The 23,686-nt window shown below is 59.0% G+C and carries 27 protein-coding genes; 11 read left to right on the top strand and 16 right to left on the bottom strand.

What is annotated here, in order from left to right; all coding sequences use genetic code 11:
• From modB to C4J83_RS15610, 4 genes are all read right to left on the bottom strand, one after another.
• Positions 1 to 681 (bottom strand): molybdate ABC transporter permease subunit, encoded by a 681-nt coding sequence (gene modB / locus C4J83_RS15625; RefSeq protein ID WP_124417530.1) that lies wholly within the window; start codon positions 679 to 681, stop codon positions 1 to 3.
• Positions 682 to 1,455 carry a molybdate ABC transporter substrate-binding protein gene (modA, locus tag C4J83_RS15620; protein ID WP_124417529.1) on the bottom strand — a complete coding sequence of 258 codons (774 nt, stop codon included), beginning with the start codon at positions 1,453 to 1,455 and terminating at the stop codon, positions 682 to 684.
• A gap of 113 nt (positions 1,456 to 1,568) precedes the next feature.
• Positions 1,569 to 2,633 (bottom strand): NAD(P)H-dependent flavin oxidoreductase, encoded by a 1,065-nt coding sequence (locus C4J83_RS15615; protein WP_124417528.1) that lies wholly within the window; start codon positions 2,631 to 2,633, stop codon positions 1,569 to 1,571.
• Positions 2,634 to 2,742: 109 nt separating this feature from the next.
• Positions 2,743 to 3,621 carry an alpha/beta fold hydrolase gene (locus tag C4J83_RS15610; protein ID WP_124417527.1) on the bottom strand — a complete coding sequence of 293 codons (879 nt, stop codon included), beginning with the start codon at positions 3,619 to 3,621 and terminating at the stop codon, positions 2,743 to 2,745.
• Positions 3,622 to 3,793: 172 nt separating this feature from the next.
• Here C4J83_RS15610 and C4J83_RS15605 point away from each other — a divergent pair, with 172 nt between their 5' ends.
• The gene (locus C4J83_RS15605; protein WP_124417526.1) at positions 3,794 to 4,384 is read left to right on the top strand and encodes a CGNR zinc finger domain-containing protein; all 591 of its coding nucleotides are present in this window, start codon (positions 3,794 to 3,796) and stop codon (positions 4,382 to 4,384) included.
• A 143-nt stretch (positions 4,385 to 4,527) separates the two neighbouring features.
• Here C4J83_RS15605 and ada read toward each other — a convergent pair whose 3' ends face one another.
• The 4 genes from ada to C4J83_RS15590 form a co-directional block, all read right to left on the bottom strand.
• On the bottom strand, positions 4,528 to 5,571 hold the full coding sequence (gene ada, locus C4J83_RS15600; protein WP_124417525.1) for a bifunctional DNA-binding transcriptional regulator/O6-methylguanine-DNA methyltransferase Ada: 1,044 nt from the start codon (positions 5,569 to 5,571) through the stop codon (positions 4,528 to 4,530).
• Positions 5,572 to 5,646: 75 nt separating this feature from the next.
• Positions 5,647 to 6,312, bottom strand: a complete 666-nt coding sequence (alkB, locus tag C4J83_RS15595; RefSeq protein ID WP_124417524.1) for a DNA oxidative demethylase AlkB — start codon at positions 6,310 to 6,312, stop codon at positions 5,647 to 5,649.
• A 3-nt stretch (positions 6,313 to 6,315) separates the two neighbouring features.
• The gene (locus C4J83_RS30515) at positions 6,316 to 6,483 is read right to left on the bottom strand and encodes a hypothetical protein (RefSeq protein ID WP_164487941.1); all 168 of its coding nucleotides are present in this window, start codon (positions 6,481 to 6,483) and stop codon (positions 6,316 to 6,318) included.
• 25 nt (positions 6,484 to 6,508) lie between these two features.
• Positions 6,509 to 6,811 (bottom strand): DUF1883 domain-containing protein, encoded by a 303-nt coding sequence (locus C4J83_RS15590; RefSeq protein WP_003173824.1) that lies wholly within the window; start codon positions 6,809 to 6,811, stop codon positions 6,509 to 6,511.
• 212 nt (positions 6,812 to 7,023) lie between these two features.
• On the opposite strand from C4J83_RS15590, the gene C4J83_RS15585 reads away from it, so the two are divergent.
• Positions 7,024 to 7,374: a hypothetical protein gene (locus C4J83_RS15585; protein ID WP_106579154.1), complete on the top strand. Its 351-nt coding sequence runs from the start codon at positions 7,024 to 7,026 to the stop codon at positions 7,372 to 7,374.
• A gap of 279 nt (positions 7,375 to 7,653) precedes the next feature.
• Positions 7,654 to 7,884, top strand: coding sequence for a hypothetical protein (locus tag C4J83_RS15580; RefSeq protein WP_106579155.1), 231 nt, complete (start codon positions 7,654 to 7,656; stop codon positions 7,882 to 7,884).
• 7 nt (positions 7,885 to 7,891) lie between these two features.
• On the opposite strand, the gene C4J83_RS15575 is transcribed toward C4J83_RS15580, so the two are convergent.
• Together C4J83_RS15575 and C4J83_RS15570 are read right to left on the bottom strand one after the other, a co-directional pair.
• Entirely contained in the window at positions 7,892 to 8,176 is a 285-nt protein-coding gene (locus C4J83_RS15575; RefSeq protein WP_106579156.1) for a hypothetical protein, read from the bottom strand.
• 145 nt (positions 8,177 to 8,321) lie between these two features.
• Positions 8,322 to 8,507 (bottom strand): hypothetical protein, encoded by a 186-nt coding sequence (locus C4J83_RS15570; protein ID WP_028616218.1) that lies wholly within the window; start codon positions 8,505 to 8,507, stop codon positions 8,322 to 8,324.
• Positions 8,508 to 8,816: 309 nt separating this feature from the next.
• Between C4J83_RS15570 and galU the strand changes: the two genes are divergently transcribed.
• Together galU and gorA are read left to right on the top strand one after the other, a co-directional pair.
• A complete protein-coding gene (gene galU, locus C4J83_RS15565) occupies positions 8,817 to 9,656 on the top strand; it encodes a UTP--glucose-1-phosphate uridylyltransferase GalU (RefSeq protein WP_003230743.1) in 840 nt (279 codons plus the stop codon).
• A gap of 104 nt (positions 9,657 to 9,760) precedes the next feature.
• Positions 9,761 to 11,119 (top strand): glutathione-disulfide reductase, encoded by a 1,359-nt coding sequence (gene gorA / locus C4J83_RS15560; protein WP_124417523.1) that lies wholly within the window; start codon positions 9,761 to 9,763, stop codon positions 11,117 to 11,119.
• Here the strand turns inward: gorA and C4J83_RS15555 are convergent, their stop codons facing one another.
• Complete coding sequence (locus tag C4J83_RS15555; RefSeq protein ID WP_124417522.1) at positions 11,120 to 12,127, bottom strand: DNA-binding protein; 1,008 nt, start codon at positions 12,125 to 12,127, stop codon at positions 11,120 to 11,122.
• Between the two features lie 170 nt (positions 12,128 to 12,297).
• On the opposite strand from C4J83_RS15555, the gene C4J83_RS15550 reads away from it, so the two are divergent.
• The 3 genes from C4J83_RS15550 (at position 12,298) to ahpF (ending at position 15,620) form a co-directional block, all read left to right on the top strand.
• Positions 12,298 to 13,230: a site-specific integrase gene (locus C4J83_RS15550; protein WP_124417521.1), complete on the top strand. Its 933-nt coding sequence runs from the start codon at positions 12,298 to 12,300 to the stop codon at positions 13,228 to 13,230.
• A gap of 133 nt (positions 13,231 to 13,363) precedes the next feature.
• Positions 13,364 to 13,927, top strand: coding sequence for an alkyl hydroperoxide reductase subunit C (gene ahpC, locus C4J83_RS15545; RefSeq protein WP_053255965.1), 564 nt, complete (start codon positions 13,364 to 13,366; stop codon positions 13,925 to 13,927).
• A 127-nt stretch (positions 13,928 to 14,054) separates the two neighbouring features.
• Entirely contained in the window at positions 14,055 to 15,620 is a 1,566-nt protein-coding gene (gene ahpF, locus C4J83_RS15540) for an alkyl hydroperoxide reductase subunit F (protein WP_119740306.1), read from the top strand.
• A 63-nt stretch (positions 15,621 to 15,683) separates the two neighbouring features.
• Here the strand turns inward: ahpF and gloA are convergent, their stop codons facing one another.
• The gene (gene gloA, locus C4J83_RS15535) at positions 15,684 to 16,205 is read right to left on the bottom strand and encodes a lactoylglutathione lyase (protein WP_106579161.1); all 522 of its coding nucleotides are present in this window, start codon (positions 16,203 to 16,205) and stop codon (positions 15,684 to 15,686) included.
• Between the two features lie 199 nt (positions 16,206 to 16,404).
• On the opposite strand from gloA, the gene C4J83_RS15530 reads away from it, so the two are divergent.
• Positions 16,405 to 16,941 (top strand): DUF4946 domain-containing protein, encoded by a 537-nt coding sequence (locus C4J83_RS15530; protein WP_106579223.1) that lies wholly within the window; start codon positions 16,405 to 16,407, stop codon positions 16,939 to 16,941.
• Positions 16,942 to 17,053: 112 nt separating this feature from the next.
• Here the strand turns inward: C4J83_RS15530 and C4J83_RS15525 are convergent, their stop codons facing one another.
• The 3 genes from C4J83_RS15525 to C4J83_RS15515 form a co-directional block, all read right to left on the bottom strand.
• On the bottom strand, positions 17,054 to 17,419 hold the full coding sequence (locus C4J83_RS15525) for a histone-like nucleoid-structuring protein, MvaT/MvaU family (protein WP_106579162.1): 366 nt from the start codon (positions 17,417 to 17,419) through the stop codon (positions 17,054 to 17,056).
• A gap of 200 nt (positions 17,420 to 17,619) precedes the next feature.
• A complete protein-coding gene (locus C4J83_RS15520) occupies positions 17,620 to 19,161 on the bottom strand; it encodes an EAL domain-containing protein (RefSeq protein ID WP_124417520.1) in 1,542 nt (513 codons plus the stop codon).
• A gap of 110 nt (positions 19,162 to 19,271) precedes the next feature.
• Positions 19,272 to 20,150 carry a LysR family transcriptional regulator gene (locus C4J83_RS15515; RefSeq protein WP_119740312.1) on the bottom strand — a complete coding sequence of 293 codons (879 nt, stop codon included), beginning with the start codon at positions 20,148 to 20,150 and terminating at the stop codon, positions 19,272 to 19,274.
• A 76-nt stretch (positions 20,151 to 20,226) separates the two neighbouring features.
• On the opposite strand from C4J83_RS15515, the gene C4J83_RS15510 reads away from it, so the two are divergent.
• Both C4J83_RS15510 and hppD read left to right on the top strand, forming a co-directional pair.
• Positions 20,227 to 21,150, top strand: coding sequence for a DMT family transporter (locus C4J83_RS15510; protein ID WP_124417519.1), 924 nt, complete (start codon positions 20,227 to 20,229; stop codon positions 21,148 to 21,150).
• Positions 21,151 to 21,395: 245 nt separating this feature from the next.
• Positions 21,396 to 22,472, top strand: a complete 1,077-nt coding sequence (gene hppD / locus C4J83_RS15505; RefSeq protein ID WP_106579166.1) for a 4-hydroxyphenylpyruvate dioxygenase — start codon at positions 21,396 to 21,398, stop codon at positions 22,470 to 22,472.
• Positions 22,473 to 22,527: 55 nt separating this feature from the next.
• Here the strand turns inward: hppD and rarD are convergent, their stop codons facing one another.
• On the bottom strand, positions 22,528 to 23,409 hold the full coding sequence (gene rarD, locus C4J83_RS15500; protein WP_124417518.1) for an EamA family transporter RarD: 882 nt from the start codon (positions 23,407 to 23,409) through the stop codon (positions 22,528 to 22,530).
• Positions 23,410 to 23,686 lie beyond the last annotated feature (277 nt).

Raw genomic sequence — 23,686 nt, 5'->3', positions numbered from 1 at the left:
TCAGCTCCAGCCCATCTTGGTTTTACGGCTGGAGTAAAGCGCCAGCAACACGAGGAAGGCGAACACCACCATGGAGCCGGCCAGCCAGTGCGCCTGGGCGTATTCCATGGCTTCGACGTGGTCGTAGATCTGCACCGAGACCACGCGGGTTTTGTTGGGGATATTGCCGCCGATCATCAGCACCACGCCGAATTCACCGACGGTGTGCGCAAAGCCGAGAATCGACGCGGTGATAAACCCCGGGCGGGCCAGGGGCAGGATCACCGTGAAAAAGGTGTCCCACGGATTGGCGCGCAAGGTCGCGGCCACTTCCAGTGGGCGGGTACCGATAGCGCCGAAGGCGTTATGCAACGGCTGCACCACAAACGGCATGGAGTAGATCACCGAGCCCAGTACCAGCCCGGTGAAACTGAAGGTCAGGGTGCCCAGGCCCAGCCATTGGGTGAATTGGCCGAAATAGCCATTGGGCCCCATGGTCAACAGCAGGTAAAACCCGATGACCGTTGGCGGTAATACCAACGGCAGGGCGACGATTGCGCCGATGGGGCCGCGCCACCAGGAACGGGTGCGCGACAGCCACAGGGCAATCGGAGTGCCGATGACCAGCAGGATCACAGTGGTCAGTGACGCCAGTTTGACCGTCAACCAGATCGCGGAAAAATCGGCACTCGACAGCGGCATTTACTGGGCCAGCTCATAACCGTAGGACTTGATCACCGCAGCGGCTTTCGGGCCTTTGAGGTAGTCGACCAGGGCTTTGGCCGCGGCACTGTCCTTGCCTTTGGCGAGGATCACCGCGTCTTGCTTGATCGGATCGTGCAGCGAGGCGGGCACGATCCACGCCGAACCGCTGGTGACTTTGCCGTCCTTGTAGATCTGCGACAGGGCGACGAAGCCCAGTTCAGCGTTGCCGGTGGAAACGAACTGGAAGGCTTGGGTGATGTTCTGCCCGGTGACCAGCTTGTCTGCGACCTGCTCGCTCAGACCTTCCTTGGCCAGCACTTGAGTGGCGGCGAGGCCGTAGGGTGCAGTTTTGGGGTCGGCGATCGACAAGTGCTGGTATTGGTTTTTCTTCAGCACCTCGCCTTTGGCATCGACGTAGCCTTCCTTGGCCGACCACAGCGCCAGGGTGCCGACCGCGTAGGTGAAGCGTGAACCTTTGACGGTCGCGCCTTCGTCATCGAGCTTTTTAGGCGTGGTGTCATCTGCGCTGAGGAACACTTCGAACGGCGCGCCGTTCTTGATCTGCGTGTAGAACTGGCCGGTGGCGCCATAGGCCGCAACCAGTTTGTGGCCGGTGTCTTTCTCGAAGTCGGCGGCGATCGCCTGGATCGGCGCGGTGAAGTTGGCGGCCACGGCCACCTGCACTTCGTCGGCCTGCGCCGAGCCCAGGGCGAAGGCCGCGATCAGGGAGGCGAGGGCTGTGGGGGCCAGACGTGAGGCGCGGATCATCATGAAGCAGCTCCTTTGAGGATGTACGGCTTGTTATAGATAGAAGGCTTTATCGCTATGTAGAGGAATATATAGCGGTTAGCCATCGCCGGTACAGCGCAAAGTTGCCCGCGGCATCAGTTGTGCTTGAGCTTTGCCAGCGCCTGCGCGGCCAGCTCGCGAGTCAGGTCGTAAGTAGATGCATCTTTGCACAAGCGCAGAGCCTGGCCCGACCACAGGTTGCTGAAACCCGCCTCGTCCTTGGCCTTGAGCGGCATCAGGGCACCACCGGACGTGGGGAAGGCAGGCGCCGCCGGATTGATCGCACCCAGTTCACGCATCACGCGGTTGACGATGCCGCGCGCCGGGCGGCCGGTGAACAGGTTGGTCAGTGCGGTTTCGCTGGCCTGTGCTTGACGCAACGCAGAGTAGTGGGAGGCGCTGACGCTGGCTTCGGGTGTAAACAGGTAGGCGGTGCCGATTTGTACGGCTGATGCGCCCAGAGCAAGGGCCGCGACAATGCCGCGCGCATCAGCAATACCGCCGGCCGCAATCACGGGCACGCTGACGGCGTCGACGATCTGCGGTACCAGCGCCATCAAGCCGATCTGGGTATTGAGATCGTCGCTGAGGAACAAACCGCGATGCCCGCCGGCCTCAATTCCCATCGCGATGATTGCATCGCACCCATGCTGTTCCAGCCAGACCGCTTCTTCCACGGTGGTGGCGGATGACAGCACCTTGGCGCCGGTGGCTTTTACCCGGTCGAGCAAGGTTTTTTCCGGCAGGCCAAAGTGAAAGCTCACCACCTCGGGGCGAAACGCCTCGACCACCTGGCAGGCGGCCTCGTTAAAGGGCGCGCGGTTGGAAACGGGTGTTGGCGCATCGAAATCGGCGCCCAGTTCGCGGTAGTAGGGTTGCAACAAGTCCTTCCAGCGACGGTCGCCGGCCTCGTCGGCGTCGGGCGGTCGATGGCAGAAGAAATTCACGTTGATGGGGCGCGTACCAGCCTGGCGGATCGTGCTCAAGGCTTCGCGCAGTTGCTCGATGGTCAGCGCTGCGGCGGGCATCGAGCCCAGCGCACCCGCTTCATTGGCGGCAATCACCATGGCGGCGGTCGTAGCGCCGGCCATGGGGGCCTGGATGATGGGCAATTGAATGCCCAGCAGGTCGATGATGCGCGAGTCTGGCCAGGTGCTCATGGGATGCGTCTCCAGCGTGAGTAGGACTTTGCGCTGTTTTAACAGGGCCATTGGCACCCGGCCAGTCCGTATTATTCACTGGACGAGGGCAGGGTTTCGTGCAGCGCCATCAGTCGATGGCATGCCCCAGCACCGCGTGAATGCGCTCGGCAATATGGGCCGCATGGGTTTCCAGGGCAAAGTGGCCGGTGTCCAGCAGTTCAACCACCGCGTTGGCGTTGTCGCCCTTGTAGGCATGGGCGCCAGGCGGGATGAAAAACGGATCGTTCTGGCCCCAGATCACCAGCATCGGCACCTGGCTGGCTTTGAAAAATGCCTGGAACGCCGGGTACAGCGTGAGGTTATTGCGGTAGTCGAGAAACAGGTCCAGCTGGATTTCGTCGTTACCCGGGCGTTGCATCAACAGCACGTCCAGCATGTAGGACTCCGGTGCGACCAACTCCGGCTGACTCACCCCATGCAAGTACTGGTAGCGCGTGCCTTCCAGGCTGATGACCGCGTTGCGGATCACCTCGCGATTGGCTGCGCTCGCGTCCGCCCAGTAGGCGCGAATCGGCGCCCAGGCATCGCCCAGCCCTTCCAGATACGCGTTGCCGTTTTGCGAGACCAGCGCGCTGACCCGTTCCGGATGCGCCACCGCCAGTCGCAGGCCCACGGGTGCACCGTAATCGAATACGTACAGGGCGTAGCGGCTCAGTTTCAGCGCATCGACGAAATGCCCGACGCTGATCGCCAGGTTATCGAAGCTGTACAGGTAATCGCGCTCGAGGGGCACCTCGGTGAAGCCGAAACCGGGCAAATCGGGGGCGATGACCCGAAAGCGCGTGGCGAGCAGCGGAATGAGGTCGCGGTACATGTGCGACGAGCTGGGGAACCCGTGCAGCAGCAACATGACCGGAGCCGAAGGATCGCCGGCTTCACGGTAGAACATGCGCACACCATCGACATCAACGTGCTGGTAGCGAACGACGGGGGTTGCGATAGACATGATGAGGACACCTCTGTAACTGGATTGACTGGTAATACGGGTTACTGATTTAGAAGCTGCGCCCAAAAATGTAACCTGTCAAACCAATTATTACGGTTATCTTTTTTCATGCTGTAACTATCCAGGGGCAAAAATAGCGGTTACGATTGCGCGGTGCTCGAGAGGACAAATCATGGCCACCCTTACGCCCCATGCGCCACCATCACAACCCTATGTACTGGCCGATGAGCCGGTGCTGGACATGCTCAATACCCTGGCGAATATCGACGGCCAGCCGGTGGATTTCTGGCACACCGACGCCGACGTTGCGCATTGGCTGGTGCGCCTGGAGTGGGTAGCGCAAGCGAGCATTCCCACATTTGAAGAAGGCGCATTGCTGGGAGCTGCACGCCAACTGCGCGAGGTAGTCCGTGAACTGGTGGCTGCGCGCAAGAACGGTGAGACGGGCGACCCTGCGGTGCTCAACGGTTTTTTACGCAAAGCGGTCAGCTATCCGCAGTTGGTCTGGCCTGCGTGCGGGCAGCCTCAACTGGAGCGCCAGCGCAAGCAACAGACAGCGGAGCAGTTTTTGTCGCCGATTGCCGAAGCAGCGGCTCAGTTATTGGTGGCCGGCGATTTCAGCTTGATTCGCCGCTGCGAGCATCCGGAATGTGTCCTGTGGTTTTATGACCGGACCAAAGCGCACAAGCGCCGTTGGTGCAGCATGGCGTTGTGTGGCAACCGGCATAAGGTCGCGCAGTTTCGTAAACGCAAGGCCTTGTAAACGCACTGGCGCTATAAAAGGAGAGGGCGGTGCAGGCATTTTCGGGTGGCCGGCCTCAACCTGCGCACGCGTAATGCGGATGAAGGTCTAGCCTCCAGCGCACAACGTCGGACCGGTGTGGCGCTGATTTGTGCGCTGAGTCTTTACTGACTTTCCCGCTCCAGCAGCTGCCGCTTGCGCTCAACCCCCCAACGGTACCCGGAGAGTTCGCCATTGCTGCGTACGACGCGATGGCAGGGGATCGCCACTGCCAGGTGATTGGCGCCACAGGCCTGGGCCACCGCGCGAAAGGACGTGGGCGCGCCGATACGCTGGGCGATCTGCGCGTAGCTGGCCGTGCTGCCCACCGGAATGTCGCGCAGTGCCTGCCACACACGCTCCTGAAAGGCGGTCCCGCGCAAGTCCAGGGGCAAATTCAGGCCCAGCGCCGGTGCTTCGACAAAGCCCACGATCTGGGCGATCAATTGCTCGAAATGCCGATCCGCGCCGACCAAATCGGCCTTGGGAAATTGATCCTGCAGGTCGCGCACCAGCGTGTCCGGATCGTCTCCCAGCAAAATCGCACACACGCCCCGTTGGCTCTGCGCCACCAGAATGGCCCCCAGTGAGCACTGGCCCACGGCAAAATGGATCTCGCTGTTCGTGCCGCCGGCCTTGTAATCGCTGGGTTTCATGCCGAGTAACTGATCGGCGGATTCATAAAAACGGCTGTTTGAGTTAAAGCCTGCGTCGTACACCGCGTCCGTCACGGAATGCTCGCCCTTGAGGCCAACGCGTACTTTGCGTGAGCGAAGGGCGCTGGCGTAGCCCTTGGGCGTCAAGCCGGTGATGGCTTTGAAGACACGATGGAAATGGAACGAACTCAAGCCGGCCAGGCGCGCAAGTACGTCCAGGCTGGGCGGTGTTTCGGCCTGCTCTAAATGCCGGCAAGCATCGGCGACTATTTGCGCGTGGTGCGCGGCCAATTGGGTCTGGTCGCCCGCGGCGCGTTTACTCGGCCTATAACCCGCCGCTTCGGCCTGGGCGGGGGAGTCAAAAAATTCGACGTTCTCCGGCCGTGGCAAGCGCGAGGCGCTGCTGGGGCGGCAATAAACGCCGGTGGTCTTTACGCCGTAGACAAACAGCGCGTCGGCCTTGGCGTCGCGGGCAACGATGGCGGCCCAGCGAGGGTCTTGTTGGTTGTTCATGGCCTGCACTCTTGACGGGTCACGGGCAGATTAACCGCGCGAGTTGCGCTCGACACTCCGAAGCTTGCGGTCAAATCAACCGGCCGTGCGGAAAGTCAGGTTGATACGTTGTGGTCCCATCACCGGATGCACACCTTCCTTGATCGGCATCACCCCATGAAAACGCAAGCGATCGACGCCGCCCCAGACCACGACATCGCCGTGAAACAACGAGATTTTCTGCGTGCGGTTGCCACGCTCATGCCCACCGAACAGGAAAACAGCCGGCAGCCCGAGGGAAACGGACACCACCGGGGCGCTATAGCAGCGTTCGTTTTTGTCCTGGTGCAGCGACATTTTGGCCCCGGGCACATAACGGTTGATCAGGCAGGCATCCGGGGAAAAGTCATTGAAGCCGGCTTCTGCGGCCGCCAGCCTGGCAAGCTCGCGCAAAGCGTCCGGCATTGCCGGCCAGGGTTGCCGGCTGCGCGGATCAACCGGGCTGTATCGATAGCCAGAGCTGTCGGTGGTCCAGCCCAGTGCGCCGCAACTGCTCAGGGCGGCCGACATGGTAAATCCGCCGGGTGTGACCATCTGCCGAAACGGGGATTGAGCCAGTACGCGCCGCAACTCAGGTAGCAGGCGATCAATCCAGGGCAGGGCGTAGCCCCTCAGCACGTAAGACTCTTCGCCGATCTGCTCGCGCCCGGCCGGTTGTTGCAGCGCATCGTCGGCGAACAGATCCGCCGTGGGGCCGGACATGGCTTACAGCGCCTTGCTCACAGTGATGTCGGTGATTTCGTCACTGGCATCGTGGATTTTCGCCAGCGCCTGCTGGGCTTCTTCGACACTGTTGGTGTGCAATTGCGCGAACTCAAAGCGACGTTCGCCGTTGAGTTTGTACTTGATGACGTATTTGGTTGTGGTAGTCACAGTGTTTTCCTGTCGAGTGTTCGGGTCAGCTCAGTTTGGTACTGGTGCGGCGAACGATGCGAATTTTGTGCGACAACGCGGGCTTGCGCGTAACGCTGATGGCGCGGCGTGTCACTACATCCAGGGTGATGTTCCAGAAACCGGTGCTGGGGGCGGTGATTTTTGCCGGGAACTTGTCGAATGCGCCGCCGTGATAGGTGTGGCGGCCGCCGTTCTTGAAGCTGCGAAAATTGGCGTCGCTCATCAGGCGAATGTTGCACGTCTGTGAGCATTCAATGACAACGATGTCGCCCTCGTTGAGGTGCTCGCGCTGGTGGATGAATTTCATGGGGTGTCTCCAGAAGGGCTTTTTCTGAAAAATCAGAATGATACGTAGGTTAAGATAGAGTTTATCAGCCCCAGCGCGTTTATTATCGGGTCGTCGTCGACGACTTCGACAATTTAAAACAGTTATTTCCCGAGTTTTTAGAGATAAATCCTACATTGGCGGGAGAAATTTACTCTCTACGCTGTCGTAGGATCTTTATCGGAGGTTTAAGTATGAAGTGGAGTGTGTTGGTTCTGGCCTTGGCCTTAGGTGGGTGTGCTTCGGTTGCAGATATCAAGCAGACCCCGCCAACATTGGTGGTCATTTCAGGTAAAAAACCGCCGGAATACGCCGCGTGTGTCGTGCGCAAGCTCGCCGCCACCCGCAGACCGCCGCAGATCGAGCCTCACAAGGACGGTGTACAGGTGATTGTGCCGCAGAAATTCTCGGCTGACCCGTCGGCGATCTTCGAGATTGAAGAGCGCTCCAGCGGCAGCAGTATCAAACTTTACGAAAGCATGTCGAACGTGCCCATTCGACCTGGTGATGTGAAAAAAGCCGCAGAGGATTGCATCTCCGGCTGAGCCCCAGCCTCATTGGGCGCTTGAATCCGATAAAAAGCCTGACGCTGCACTGCAGCGTCAGGTTTTTTTTGCAGTCATTTTGGGTGTTTTCGCAAAAGGTCCATTCCCCGACCGTTTGTAAGCTTATGCGCTCGTGATCTAAACCTATAACTCTAAAAATGCAGCCGTGATGAGCGTGTTGATCGGGCAAGGCATCCGTTAAACTGTTGGGCATTCAATGCAAAAAATGCCGCGCAACCTCATGGATGCGCGGCATTTGTCTTTTTCTGGAAAACCGTCATGAAGCGTGAACACGTCAAAGCCCGCCAGGCCGAGGGTCAGATTTCGGCCACCCATGTCATTCAGAACCCTGCCGATCTTGGCGAGTGGATCGTGTTTTTCAAGAAAAGCGGCGGACGCAGTTTTTTTCTGGTGGACGAGCAGGACGAAGTCGAGTCATTCGCGCGCCTGGATGACCTCATCGAGCTTCTGCGCGGGCTGGGCATCAAGTTCGCCGAAATTCACCTGTAGCCGTTGGCTATTTGCACACGACCACTACGCTTCGGCTCTTGAAGTTGCCTACATCTTTGCCCAGGGTCTTGTCGTCTTCCTTGAGCGAGGGCGTGCCTTCGGTGCCGACGATACGGTAGCCGGTGCCCGCGCAGGAGGCGTCGGCTTTCTCGTAGCAGCTGGCCCACGAGTTGGCTTCGCCCGAGCAGTCGATGGTCAGGCCTTGTTCGCCATTTTTCAGAAAGGTGTCGGAGGTCGTGGTGCAGCCGGTCATCAGCGCCAGGGCCGCAGTCAGTGCCAGAATCTTGTTCATGAGTTGAGTCGTCGTCGAGGGTGTTGGAGGGAGCGCTGACACTGTCGTGGGGCGTTCGCAGCAGATTATAGCGAACTGCCACCTAGGTACAGACAAACACAAAAAAGCCCCGTCAAACGGGGCTTTTTGCGCAAGTCGCCGTGGCTTACTTGCCTTTGGGTCTTTTGCTCGATGCGTGGCCGGCTTCGTCCACAAACACTTCGGCTACCGCAATAGCCTGGCTTTCAGTCGGGAATACCCCGGCAACGCTGTCACCGTGAAAGTTGATCAAGTGCCAGCCGTCTGCTCGCTGTGTGATCAGGTAGCCGTTTACGCCTTTTGGTTCTGACATCTATTAACAATCTCGTGGTCTGGTTCAAGCGGCTCATGATAGCGCCAAATGCCGGGGGAAAGCGCAAGTTGTTGCAGGTCAGTGTGACGCGCGGCAAAGCGTGCTAAAACAGTTACACCCTTTTAATCATTGGGGGATGGCAGGTTTTGCCGAACCGCTGGGCAAGCTCTTGGCAGGATCAGCGGAACTTACGCCGACATTTTTTCTCTATGATGACATCGCAACGCCAGCAGGACCCCATTGTAAGGTGACTGCGGCCTCATTAGACTGCGCCGAATTCCGTACGCACAGCCCTTTGTAAGGACTCATATGATCAAGAAATGCTTGTTCCCAGCAGCCGGTTACGGCACTCGCTTCTTGCCAGCGACCAAAGCCATGCCCAAAGAGATGCTGCCGGTGGTGAACAAGCCACTGATTCAGTACGGCGTCGAAGAGGCATTGGATGCCGGTCTGAACGAAATCTCCATCGTCACCGGCCGTGGTAAGCGCGCACTCGAAGACCACTTCGACATCAGCTACGAGTTGGAAAACCAGATCAAGGGCACCGACAAGGAAAAATACCTGGTCGGTATCCGCAAATTGCTCGACGAGTGCTCGTTCTCCTACACCCGTCAAACCCAGATGAAAGGCCTCGGCCACGCGATCCTCACCGGCCGCCCGCTGATCGGTGACGAACCGTTCGCCGTGGTACTGGCGGACGACCTGTGCGTCAACCTGGAAGGCGACGGCGTACTGACCCAAATGGTCAAGCTGTACCAGAAATACCGCTGCACCATCGTTGCGGTGATGGAAGTCAATCCGGCCGAAACCAACAAGTACGGCGTGATCGCCGGTGACGACATTGGTGATGGCCTGATCCGCGTACGCGACATGGTTGAGAAGCCAGCGCCGGAAGACGCGCCGTCGAACCTCGCGATCATCGGCCGTTACATCCTGACGCCGGACATCTTCAAGCTGATCGAAGAAACCGAGCCGGGCAAGGGTGGCGAGATCCAGATCACCGACGCCCTGTTGAAGCAAGCCAAAGACGGCTGCGTGATTGCCTACAAGTTCAAAGGTCAGCGTTTTGACTGCGGTGGCGCTGAAGGCTACATCGAGGCGACCAACTTCTGCTACGAGCACTTCTACAAGACTGGCAAGGCTTACTGATTCACGCTTGCTGAGTGTTTTAAGAGAAAGCCACCCTCGGGTGGCTTTTTCGTTTTTCAGCCCCATCTAAATCGGTATGCTGATGACCTGCCGAGGAGAGTGAAATGGCCTACGATTTTGACCTGTATGTGATTGGCGCCGGTTCTGGCGGTGTTCGCGCGGCGCGTTTTGCCGCTGGCTATGGCGCCAAGGTGGCCGTGGCGGAAAGCCGCTACCTGGGCGGCACGTGCGTTAACGTCGGTTGCGTGCCGAAAAAACTGTTGGTGTACGGTGCGCATTTCGCCGAAGACTTCGAGCAAGCGAGCGGTTTCGGCTGGTCACTGGGGGAGGCTGACTTTGATTGGGCGACCCTGATCGCCAACAAGGATCGCGAAATCAACCGCCTCAATGGCATCTATCGCAACCTGCTGGTCAACAGCGGTGTGACCCTGCATGAAGGGCATGCGCGTCTGGTGGATCCGCACCAGGTAGAGATCAATGGCGAACGTTTCACCGCCAAGCACATCCTGATCGCGACAGGTGGGTGGCCACAGATTCCAGAGATTCCAGGGCGCGAACACGCCATTGGTTCCAATGAAGCATTCTTCCTTAAGGCGCTCCCCAAGCGTGTACTGGTGGTGGGCGGTGGTTACATTGCCGTTGAGTTCGCGGGCATTTTCCATGGTTTGGGCGCGCAGACTAAGCTGCTGTATCGCGGCGATCTGTTCCTGCGCGGTTTCGACGGTTCAGTGCGTACCCATCTGAAGGAAGAGCTGACCAAGCGCGGCCTCGACCTGCAGTTCAACGCTGACATCGAGCGTATCGACAAGCAAGCCGATGGCAGCCTCAAGGCCACCCTCAAAGACGGCCGCGTGTTGGAGGCCGATTGCGTGTTCTACGCCACTGGCCGCCGCCCGATGCTGGACAACCTGGGCCTTGAAAATACCGGCGTCAAGCTGGACGAGCGCGGCTTCGTTGAGGTGGATGACCTGTACCAGACCGCTGAGTCGTCAATCCTGGCGATCGGCGATGTGATCGGTCGCGTGCAATTGACGCCGGTGGCTCTGGCTGAAGGCATGGCGGTGGCACGTCGTCTGTTCAAGCCCGAGCAATACCGCCCGGTGGATTACTCGATGATCCCGACAGCGGTGTTCAGCCTCCCAAACATTGGCACTGTCGGCCTGACTGAAGAAGAAGCGAAGAAGAACGGCCACAAGGTGCAGATTTTCGAAAGCCGCTTCCGACCCATGAAGCTGACGTTGACCGATTGCCAGGAAAAAACCTTGATGAAGCTGGTGGTCGACGCCGACACCGACAAGGTATTGGGTTGCCACATGGTCGGCCCGGATGCCGGCGAGATCGTGCAAGGCCTGGCGATCGCGCTCAAGGCGGGCGCGACCAAGCAGCATTTCGATGAGACCATCGGCGTGCACCCTACGGCGGCGGAAGAGTTCGTCACCATGCGCACGCCTGTGGCTGACTGATCAGGCTTGCGGTGTTGCCTCTGGCGCCGTTGCAACGACGGCCGCCAGGCGCAATGCTTCGATACTAGCCTGGGCCTTGATAAGGTCCAGTTCCAGATTTTTGTTGGCAAGCTGGTGTTCGGTCAGCGCTTCCTGGCGCGATTGGCTCTCCAGTACCGCCACCCGCAGGCGTTCCTGAAGCAGGGTGCGTTCGCTTTCAATCAGGTTTACCTGTTCGCTAAGTTTTTGCTGCAGGGCCTGGTCTTTGCGGGTTTGCGCTTGCAGCGCGCTCAGTTCCTTCAGGGTTACACGGTGTTCGATCAATAACCGCTCATTGTCGCGATGCAACTGCGTGATTTCATCCTGGCGCACCATGGCGCTTTGCTGGGCCTGACGCAGTTCCGCCTGCACTTGTTGCAGTTGGCCTTCATGGCGTCGCTGTTCCTGCTCGCGCTGCTCCTTGATTGCATTGCGGTAATGCTCCAACGCCTCGCGCGCGTGCAGGTGCTTTTCTTCCAGTGATCGAATCTGTTCGTCTTTGTCGGTAATCCTCAACTCGTAATCGCTGCACGCCTGGCTGAGCCCGGCGTTGCGGGTTTGCTCGGTCTGCAGACTGGTATTGGCGGTCTGCAGGGCGGCGCTTTCTTCTGCCAATGCAGAGGCCTGGATATCAAATTGCTGCTTGAGCTCGGCGTGAGCCGCCTCCAGCGTCTCTACCTGGGCGAGCAGGGCGGCTTTGTGCTGTTCGAACTGCGCCAAGGCCAGGTCGATAGGTTCCTGAGCCTTCTCTTTCAAGCGCAAGGCCAGCCGTGCAACCAGTTCGCCAAGCTCGTCGTCGATTGGCGCCTCGGTGATCGTCAGCCGGCTTTCGCTATCGTCCAATTCCTTCAAGTAACGATGAATCGTGGTTTTCGAGCCGGTGTTTCCCATCTCGATGCGCACTGCGTCGATGCTGGGGTTTTCGCCGCGGGCAAGGATCGCCAAGCGTGCCGTTTGAACTACTGCTTTGTTTATGCCGCCGCGAGCCATGGAGTCTCCGTCGATTTCGTACTGTGGTACAGAGTATGTATATACATACTGTAACATAAATAAAAACACGTTTAAATTCATGATTTGACAGATGGGATATTGGCGTATTATCCCGTGTCATAGCGGTTTTAAACGCGGATTCACCTTGCAGCAGTACGAATAGGCCTTTCATGAGCGAACTGGATCGATACCTCAACGCCGCCACGCGCGATAACACGCGCCGTAGTTACCGGGCGTCCATTGAGCACTTCGAGGTGAGTTGGGGCGGTTTCCTGCCGGCGACCAGCGACAGCGTCGCGCGCTACCTGGTGGCGCATGCCGGCGTGCTGGCGGTGAACACCTTGAAGTTGCGGCTTTCGGCACTGGCGCAATGGCACAGCAGCCAGGGGTTTCCCGACCCGACCAAGGCGCCGGTGGTGCGCAAGGTGCTCAAGGGCATTCGCGCGGTGCACCCGGCGCAGGAGAAACAGGCCGAGCCGCTGCAACTCAAGCACCTTGAGCAGGTGGTTGCATCGTTGGAGGCAGAAGCGCGGCAGGCGAGCAGCGACCAGGACACGCCTCGCTTGCTGCGCGCCAAGCGCGACACCGCGCTGATCCTGCTGGGCTTCTGGAGAGGGTTTCGCAGCGACGAGTTATGCCGCCTGCACATCGAACACGTGCAGGCCGTGCCCGGTGCTGGCATCAGCCTGTACCTGCCACGCAGCAAAAGTGATCGAGACAACCTCGGCAAAACCTACCAGACCCCGGCATTGCTGCGTCTGTGCCCGGTACAGGCCTACAGCGACTGGCTCAGTGCTTCGGCGTTGGTGCGTGGCCCGGTGTTTCGTGGGATTGATCGCTGGGGCAACCTGGGCGAGGAGGGCTTGCACCCCAACAGCGTGATCCCGCTGCTGCGCCAGGCGCTAGAGCGCGCGGGTATCCCGGCTGATCAATACACCAGCCACTCCCTGCGCCGAGGCTTCGCCACCTGGGCTCATCGCAGTGGCTGGGACTTGAAGTCGCTGATGAGTTATGTCGGTTGGAACGACATGAAATCCGCCATGCGCTATGTTGAAGCGACGCCCTTTCTTGGCATGACCTTGGCGACTCAACCGTTGATTTGAGATTTCTTCTATTAATACGGTCACCTGATAGGCAAAACCAATCGTCAGCATCAGGTTTGCCAATGAGCCAACGGCCAAGAGAGTGGGTAGGATTCACCCCATCAACTTCTTAACCCCTGACGGAGAGTCAACGATGCCTATCATCAACAGCCAAGTAAAACCGTTCAAAGCAACTGCTTACAAAAACGGCAACTTCGTAGACGTGTCGGACGCTGACCTGAAAGGCAAATGGTCCGTAGTGTTCTTCTACCCAGCCGACTTCACCTTCGTTTGCCCAACCGAGCTGGAAGACCTGGCTGACAACTACGCCGAATTCCAGAAACTGGGCGTCGAAATCTACAGCGTTTCCACCGACACCCACTTTGCCCACGCTGCCTGGCACAACACTTCGCCAGCCATCGGCAAAATCCAGTACACCATGATCGGCGACCCAACCCTGACCATCTCCCGCAACTTCGACGTACTGATCGAAGAAGCTGGCCTGGCAGACCGCGGCACCTTCGTGATCGACCCAGAAGGCAAGATCAAGATCGTTGAACTGAACGACGGTGGTGTTGGCCGTGACGCTTCCGAGCTGCTGCGCAAAATCAAAGCTGCTCAATACGTAGCTGCCCACCCAGGCGAAGTATGCCCAGCCAAGTGGAAAGAAGGCGAAGCGACGTTGGCTCCGTCCCTGGACCTGGTCGGCAAGATCTAAGTCTGTGAAGCACCAAGGGCGGAACTCCGCACTTAAGTAAGCCGCAACCGCCCTCAAAACGCCCGGGCGAGATTCGCTCGGGCGTTTTTTTGTCTGCAATAAACCGAATTAATAGGAAATCGCCCGTATGTTGGACGCCAATCTTAAAGCTCAGTTGAAGTCATACCTGGAACGGGTCACCCAGCCGATCGAGATCGTCGCCTCCCTCGACGACGGTGCGAAATCCCAGGAAATGCTTGCCCTTTTGCAAGACGTAACCAGCCTCACCACGCTGATTACTCTGAAAACCGATGGCGATGATGCGCGCAAGCCGTCGTTCTCCATCAATCGCCCGGGTGCCGATATCAGCCTGCGTTTCGCCGGCATCCCCATGGGCCATGAATTCACTTCGCTGGTGCTGGCCCTGCTGCAAGTCGGTGGCCACCCGTCGAAGGCGAGTGTCGAAGTGATTGAACAGATTCGCGCCCTCAAAGGCGAGTTCAGCTTCGAGACATACTTCTCGCTGTCCTGCCAGAACTGCCCCGACGTGGTCCAGGCACTGAACCTGATGGCCGTGCTCAACCCGAACATCCGCCACGTCGCCATCGACGGTGCGCTGTTCCAGGCTGAAGTCGATGAGCGCCAGATCATGGCGGTACCGAGTGTGTACCTCAATGGCGTGAACTTTGGTCAGGGCCGCATGGGCCTGGAAGAAATCCTCGCCAAGCTCGACACCAGCGGCATCGAAAAAGCAGCAGAAAAAATCAGCGCCAAAGACGCCTTTGATGTTCTGGTAGTCGGCGGTGGGCCAGCCGGTTCGGCGGCCGCTATCTACGCCGCACGTAAGGGCATCCGCACGGGTGTGGCGGCTGAACGCTTCGGCGGGCAAGTGCTGGACACCATGTCCATCGAGAACTTCATCTCGGTGCAGGAGACCGAAGGGCCTAAGCTGGCCAGCGCGCTGGAAGCCCACGTGCGTCAGTACGACGTGGACATCATGAACCTGCAGCGTGCCAGCAGCTTGATCCCTGCAAAAAACGCCGGTGACTTGCACGAGATTCGCTTCGAAAGTGGTGCGACCCTCAAGTCCAAGACCGTGATCCTGGCCACTGGCGCCCGCTGGCGCGAAATGGGTGTGCCGGGCGAGCAGGAATACAAAGCCAAGGGCGTGTGCTTCTGCCCGCACTGCGATGGTCCGCTGTTCAAAGGCAAGCGCGTGGCCGTGATCGGCGGTGGTAACTCTGGCGTTGAAGCGGCTATCGACCTGGCGGGTATCGTCAGCCACGTGACCTTGCTTGAATTCGACAGCAAGTTGCGCGCCGATGCCGTGTTGCAGCGCAAGCTCTACAGCCTGCCGAACGTCGACGTAATCACCAGTGCGCTGACCAGTGAAGTAAAAGGTGATGGTCAGAAAGTCACTGGCCTGGCGTACAAGGACCGCGACAGTGGCGAGTTCAAGACCCTCGACCTGGAAGGCATCTTTGTCCAGATCGGCTTGTTGCCCAACACTGACTGGCTCAAAGGCACAGTGGAGCTGACCCCACGTGGCGAGATCATTGTCGATGCGCGTGGTGAAACTTCGCTGCCAGGTGTATTCGCCGCCGGTGACGTCACCACCGTACCGTACAAGCAAATCGTGATTGCGGTAGGCGAGGGCGCCAAGGCTTCCCTGAGCGCGTTTGATCACCTGATCCGCACTTCCGCACCTGCGTAAAGTCGGACCCGGAAATGAAAAACCCCATGAGTGATCATGGGGTTTTTTTATTGCGCGAGGCTTTTACATCGGCGCTGGCTGAATAATCTCGACCCAGTACGCATCCGGGTCCTTGATGAAGGCCAGGCTTTTCATGCGGCCGTCGGTCAGGCGCTTCTGGAAGTCGCAGCCCAGGGCTTCGAAGCGTTCGCACGCAGCGACAATGTCCGGCACCGAAATGCAGATGTGGCCAAAGCCACGCGGGTCGGTGTTGCCGTTGTGGTATGCGAAGTCGGCATCGTTTTCGGTGCCGTGGTTGTGGGTCAGTTCCAGGATGCCCGGGATCGACTTCATCCACTGGGTGCGTTCAGCGGCGTCGGCCGGGATCTGAGCCTTGTCTACCAGGGCCAGGAAGTACAGGCTGAATTCGGCTTCCGGGAAGTCGCGCTTTTCAACCAGGGAAAAACCCAGGACGCGGGTGTAGAAATCCAGCGACTTGGTGATGTCCTTGACCCGCAGCATGGTGTGGTTGAACACGAAGTTCGTGGTGGCGGTGTCAGGCTGGGCGGTGACGCCCGGGAAAGTATTCAGTTCGTGCAGGCTCATGGGCCCTCCAGAAAAAAATGGGGCAAACGCGACTTGACATGATAGGCGCGGTCCGTTGGCTTGCGGCAAGCGTCCATGCAGCCGAGTCATGATACGCAAGGGCCGCCCACTGCGCCAAATGAAAAAGGTCACGCAGCGCTTGCGACCAGCGGGTGCCGGGGCTCAAACTTTGACGCTTGAACCTTGGGCGTTTTTTGCAATGATCGAATTTCGTAAATCGCTGTTGAGCTCGTTGTGTCTACTGCTGGGCAGCCCGTTCGTACTGGCGGCCGACCCGGAAATTCACTGGCCCAGTGGCTGGCAGGTCGAGGAAGTGGAGCCGGACGGCGAAGCCCCGGTAAAACCCCAGGCCGTGTCTCGCCAGCGCGCGATCAAAAATGACGAAAATGGCAATACCTTGATGGTCATGGAGTTGACCGGCACGCCGATCGAGGCGGGTCATAAAGTTAATCTTCAAGGCGTGTTGCTGGAAATGCGTAAATCCATCCAGAAAGACTTTGCCGGCAGCGGTTATCAAAGCGTGTGCACCAAGATGCACCCAACCACATTGAGCCGTCTTGATGCATTGGAAACAACTTGCGTGATTACCGAGAATGGGCGGCACGTGTTGTCGCAAACATTAGTCGGTGCGGTAGATACTGACAAAGCCTATGTTTTTTCATACGCCGGCCAAGCCGAAGCCTATGAGGCCAGCCAGGGCGAAGTCGGATCGGTACGCGACAGCCTGAAACTTTGAATGTGCCAGGTTGATCGGATTTGAACAAAGTGAAATGTTAGTTAAGTTCGTTTTCGAATCCTTAACCAAAAAAAGCCCCGCATCAGCGGGGCTTTTTGTTAGTGCAGTGCGATCAGCCGCGAAGCCAGGAATCTACAGTGGCGGCGCCATACTGTTCTTTCCAGGCTTTGAGGCCGCGGTGGTTGCCGCCTTTAGTCTCGATCAGCTCGCCGGTGTGCGGGTTATGGTACACCTTGACCACGCGTGCGCGGCGCTGTTTAGGGGCGGCGGCCGTTGCAGCACCGGCCTTGGCAGGGTGTGGATCAAGGATCGCGATGATGTCGCGCAGGCCTTTGCCGTAGTGCTTCATCAAGCCTTGCAGCTTTTCTTCGAATTCGATTTCTTTCTTCAGGCCGGCGTCGTTCTTCAGTGATTCCAGCTGGGCCAGCTGCTCTTGAAGGGCTTTTTCTGCTGCGCGAAATTCGGCGAGTCTGGACAAAATCTGTACTCCAATAATGTAGTTTGCTGATATCAACTGCAGACAAAGCTATAAGCCAAGCGCTTATAAGGTGACTCAAAGAAAGAGGCCTTTCTGCGAGTTCAGCACAGGCAGGAAAAATTGTAGTAGTTAATGCCCCACGAGTAAATCACGTCGTTTACCTAAATAAGATTATTTCATCAAGCGTAATGAGTGGCTATTCAATGGCTGGCCAGCGACTTAATGAATTCGTCACCGGGGAGTGGTCGGCCAAACAGGTAACCCTGCAGAAAATCCACACCGTGGGCCGCCAGATATTCACATTGCTCTGCTGTTTCCACGCCCTCGGCCACGATGCCCAGGTCCAGCTTGCCGGAGAGTTCGATGATGCTGTCGAGGATATGCCGTGAAAGTGCATCAGCGCCAATCATGGCGACAAAGCTTTGATCGATTTTCAAGTAATCGACATTGAAGTTGCGCAAGTAACCGAGGCTGGAGTGCCCGGTACCGAAGTCATCAATGGCAATCATCACGCCCAGTTGATGCAGGGCGTCGAACAGCTGACGCGTGATATCCGTAGGCTTGATCAGTTCACGCTCGGTCAACTCCAGCACCAGCGTCACTTGGCCTGGGGCGAACGCGGCGAGAAACGTTCGACAATCTTCCACCAGGTCCAGATCCTCACAGTGGCGTGCCGTGATATTCACGCCAATATGAAAGCCCGGACGCCAGCGCGCGGCATGCGGGGCCAACTGCGCCGCCGTCTGGTGCAGCAAGGCGCGGGTCATCGGCACGATCAGGCCGGAATGCTCCGCCAACGGGATAAACAGGTCGGGACGCACCAGGCCTTCTTTCGGGTGCTGCCAACGCATCAGCACTTCACAGCCGGCCCATTCACGCGTGTCGCCGCGGACCACGGGTTGAAAGTACGGAATGAACTCGTTGGCACCCAAGGCGCGTTGCAGTTCATGGGTGGGCGCAGACGAGCGCTTTTGCAGCCAGTGCGCAAGCACGCCCGACAGTACGCCAAAAAACACCAGCAGGCTGAACAGGGCCGGATAGCGCGCTTCCATGTACCGCCACACTTCACCGGCCGGCATGCCGGCGTCGACACTGTAGTGATAGCGCTGCGAGGCCAGGTGGTGATGGGCCACCTCGAACACCGGCACGGGCGTGTTGTGCACCTTGCCGTCGGCATCCAGCCAGTTGGGGCCCACTTGCAACACCAGGTGTGCGTAACGGCTGATCAAGCGCAAGGCGTTGGTCAGGTGATAACCATCAATCGAGGCGAACGCCGCCTTGTCGCCTTCGACCAGCCGGTTAACCAGCAGCGCAGTATCGGGTGTGACCGGATTGCCATTCATCAACCACAGGCTCCCGTCCACGTAATCATCCGGGTTGACCGCTGACTGGTAGTGATCGCCGAACAGCGAGCTGCAATAGATGTTTTTCTGCCAGGACAACGTTGTTGCGCGCACAAAGGGCCGGCGCGTGACTTGTTCACGCAGCGCCAGCTGCGCGCCGTTGTCGCACGGCTGACCCGCCAGTGGCAGCAAGGCCTGGGCGGCGAGGGTGGTGTTATCGAGCATCAGGTCAAACTGGCGCACGGCTTCACGGGCGGTTTGCGCAGTGCTTTGTTGCAGGGTGCGTTCGGCTTGCCAGTGCAGAATGACCATCCCCAGCGCGATCGGCAGCAGGCCACTGAGGGTGGTAAGCAAATAGCGGGTGGCGCGTTTTCGCGGGCCGTTTACGGTCAGGGGCATGGAGAGACGGCCTGTCGCAGGATGGGAAAAGCCCCGAAGGGCTAATCAGATACATCAAATGATAGATGGCGCGTGCGAAATAAGCTCGCTGTACCTGGCGGTCAGGTGAGTCAGCCCCGCTGGAAGTTCAGCGTCTGCGCCAGTTGGATAAACGCCAGGGTCGCAGGTGTCGCCTGACGTTGGTCCAGCACCGCCAGGCCAATGTCCCGATTCACTCGTGGCGACAGCGGGCGCACCTGGTAACGTGCGTCTGGCGTCTGCGGCAAGGACGCCTGCGCCACCACACTCACGCCGTCGCCGCGGCTTACTGCCGCAAGCGTACTGAGCAGTTGCGAGCAGCGGTAACGCACATTCGGGGTTAGTCGCGCGCTGCTGAACAATCGCGAGACCAGCTCCTGCGAGCCGGCGTCGGTGAGAATGAACGGGTCGTCACACAGCGCCTTCAAAGTCACGCAAGGCTGCGCAGCCAGCGGGTGCGCAGCGGGCAGCAGGGCGACCATCTGGTCGTTGAACAGCGCAAACGTATCGAAGCGCTCCTGTTCCAGCACCACAAATCCCACGTCGATGCGCCGCTCGTCCAGCCACTGGATCACTTGGCGGTCCGGGCCTTCGTCCACGTGCACCTCAATGCCCGGGTGCTGACGCCTGAATGGCTCGAGAATGCGCGGCAGCAGACAATTGGACGAAGTCGGGCCAAAAGAGCCGATGCGCAGCGTGCCGCGCTTCATGCCCCGCGCATCCGAGGCTTCCTGTTGCAGGGTGTCGGCCACGCCCAGCAAGGTGCGCGCACGCATCAGCAATTGCTGGCCGATATCACTGAGTTCGACCTGGGACTGATGGCGCCGGAACAGTTCGACGCCCAGTTCCTGCTCAAGGGCCTTGATGGCATGCGACACGGCTGACTGGCTGATACCCAGGCGGTGGGCGGTGTGGGTGAAGCTTTGCAGCTCGGCCACGCGCGAGAAGATTTGCAGCTGCGTAAGGGTCATGAGCAATTACTCATTTTACGATGATCAGTCATTAGCCACAGGATATCCCAATCCTGACATCCACTGAGCCTCACCGATGACGTCCTCTCCCGATCGCCTGACTTACCTCAAACTTGCTGCTGTCACCATGATCTGGGGCGCGACCTTTGTGGCCGGCCGCTACCTGGCAGCCGACGTGGAGCCGCTGCTGGCGGCCACGCTGCGTTTTGTGTTGGCCAGCGCAGCGCTGCTGGGCTTCATGGCCCTGGCACGCGTGCGCCTGGCGCGGCCCAGCGCCAGGCAACTCGCGCAGTTGGCAATGCTGGGGTTCTGCGGAATCTTTTTCTACAACCTGTGTTTCTTCTACGGTCTGCATTACATCAATGCGTCGCGGGCGTCGCTGATCGTGGCCTTGAACCCGGCGGTGATCGGCCTGGGTTCGTGGTGGCTGTTCAAGGAGCGGCTAGGCACGGCCAGATGCCTGGGCATTGCCTTGTGCCTGGGCGGCGCGGGTGCGGTCATCATCAGCCGCAATCCCCAAGTGCTGCAGGGTGCGGCCAACGCCTGGCTGGGCGATCTGCTGATTTTTGGCTGTGTGTTGGGGTGGGGCGCCTACTCGCTGTTTTCCCGCAGCCTCAACCAGAGCCTGGGGCCATTGCAGACGGTCACCTGGTCGATCTTGCTGGGCACGGCGATGTTGACGGTCACCACACTGGTCGGTGGCAAGCTCACATTAAAAGCCCTGAGCGCGATCCATTTACCGCAAATGCTCAGCCTGTTGTACCTGGGCGTGTTCGGCTCGGCGCTGGCTTACATCGCCTGGTATGACGGCATTCGCCGTATCGGCGCAACCCGCGCCGGCGTGTTCATCGCGCTCAACCCGCTGACGGCAGTGATCTGCGGCGCCATGCTGCTGGATGAGCACCTGAGCACGCCGATGCTGGTGGGCGGGGCGGTGATCCTGCTGGGCATCCATCTGTGCAACAAACCCCTTGCGCAGCCCAAGCCATTGAGGATTTGATAAGAGTGCGGACAAACGCTGTTACGCTGTGTAGAATCGATTTACGCATACAAGAATATGGACTTGCGCTCACGCAAGCCTCGGCCGTCAGAGACTGATGTAACCATGAAGCTACTCGGCTCCCCCCTCATCTTTGGTGATTTCCTCGCGCGCAGTGTGCGAGGCCTGTCCTGTGCGCCACCCTGCAACCTCATCCTTGCTCGCAAATAACCCTGTGTTAATGACAAGAATGATGAGGTGCCACCATGGCAGACCAATACGAAAACCCAATGGGCCTGATGGGCTTTGAATTCATCGAATTCGCATCGCCAACGCCGGGCACTCTGGAGCCGATCTTCGAGATCATGGGCTTCACCAAAGTCGCCTCCCACCGCTCCAAGAACGTGCACCTGTATCGCCAGGGCGAAATCAACCTGATCCTCAACAACCAGCCCGACAGCCTGGCCTCGTACTTTGCGGCCGAACACGGCCCGTCGGTGTGCGGCATGGCGTTCCGCGTCAAGGATTCGCAGCAGGCGTACAATCGCGCGCTCGAACTCGGCGCACAGCCGATCCACATCGAAACCGGCCCGATGGAGCTTAACCTGCCAGCCATCAAGGGCATCGGCGGCGCGCCGCTGTACCTGATCGACCGTTTCGGCGAAGGCAACTCGATCTATGACATCGACTTCGTGTACCTCGAAGGTGTGGACCGCAACCCGGTGGGCGCCGGCCTCAAGGTCATCGACCACCTGACCCACAACGTGTATCGCGGGCGCATGGTCTACTGGGCCAACTTCTACGAGAAGCTGTTCAACTTCCGTGAGGCGCGCTACTTCGATATCAAGGGCGAATACACCGGCCTGACGTCCAAGGCCATGAGCGCTCCTGACGGCATGATCCGCATCCCGCTGAACGAAGAATCGTCCAAGGGCGCGGGCCAGATCGAAGAGTTCCTGATGCAGTTCAACGGCGAAGGCATCCAGCACGTGGCGTTCCTCACCGACGACCTGGTCAAGACCTGGGACGCGCTGAAGAAGATCGGCATGCGCTTCATGACCGCGCCGCCAGACACCTACTACGAAATGCTCGAAGGCCGCCTGCCTAACCACGGCGAGCCGGTGGACCAACTGCAAGCGCGTGGCATTCTGCTCGACGGTTCGTCGATTGCCGGAGACAAGCGCCTGCTGCTGCAAATCTTCTCGGAAACCCTGATGGGCCCGGTGTTCTTCGAATTCATCCAGCGCAAGGGCGATGATGGGTTTGGCGAGGGCAACTTCAAGGCACTGTTCGAGTCGATCGAGCGTGACCAGGTGCGTCGTGGTGTATTGACCGCCGACTAAGCGTAAAAAAGCCCGGCCGAGGTAACCCTCGGCCGGGCTTTTTATGGCCTGCGCATCACGCTTTGCGCTGACGCACCAAGTGCTTGAAGCCCTCGTACACCAGCACCATCACCGCCAGCCAGATCGGGATATAGGTCAGCCACTGGCCGCCCTTGATGCCTTCGCCCAATATCAACGCCACCGCCAGCAGCAACACCGGTTCCACATAGCTGAGCAGCCCGAACAGGCTGAAAGGCAACAGCCGGCTGGCCACGATATAGCTGACCAGTGCCGAGGCACTGATCACGCCCAGCATCGGAATCAATGCATACAGCTTTGGATGAATGTCCATCACGGCAAAACCTTGTTCACCGTGCTGCACAAACCACCAGGCCACGGGCAGCATCAGCGCCATGTCCAGCCACAACCCGCCCAGGTGATCAGTGGTCAGGTATTTGCGCACCACAAAATAGATCGGGTAACCAATGATCACCACCAGGGTTGCCCAGGAAAAACCACCGGCCTGATACAACTCGTTCAGCACGCCGAGCGCGGCAAAAAATACCGCGATCTGCTGCAGGCGCGACAAGCGTTCGCCGTACACCAGGCGCCCGGTCAGCACCATGGTCAGCGGCAGCAGGAAGTAGCCGACCGACACATCCAGGCTGCGCCCATTGAGCGGTGCCCACATAAATAGCCACAGTTGCACGCCGAGCAAGGCCGACGACAGCAGCACGCCGCCGATCAGCCGCGGCCTGGCCACCAGCATTCGCACCAGCTCCCAGACCCGCCGCCATTCGCCGCTGATGATCATGAACACGGTCATGCACGGCACGGTCAGCAACATGCGCCAGCCGAAAATTTCCAGGCCGCTCAATGGCGTGAGCAGCGAGGTGAAGTAATACATCACGGCAAACAACACCGAGGCCAATACCGACAACACAACACCTTTAGACACACTGTCCTCGCGAAAACGAATAGCTATAAATAGGGGGGATATTTCAGGAGGGGATTATGGTGCTTTTGGCGCAAGACGGTTGCGCTGTTTTGGGGCGTTTTGCAGGAAATTTTCTCACCACACCAGGTTCATGCAAGCGCCTGTGACGAGCGGGCTTGCCCCGCGCTGGGCTGCAAAGCAGACCCAAAACCAGACCCCGCGCTGTGCCTGACACAATACGGTGTCCTCGATGGTGCCGCTTCGCAGCCCAACGCGGGCAAGCCCGCTCGCCACACAC

Source organism: Pseudomonas sp. LBUM920 (genome assembly GCF_003852315.1).
Classification (GTDB): domain Bacteria; phylum Pseudomonadota; class Gammaproteobacteria; order Pseudomonadales; family Pseudomonadaceae; genus Aquipseudomonas.
The sequence above is the reverse complement of the archived record's forward strand: the minus strand, read 5'-3'. Positions and strand labels throughout refer to the sequence as shown.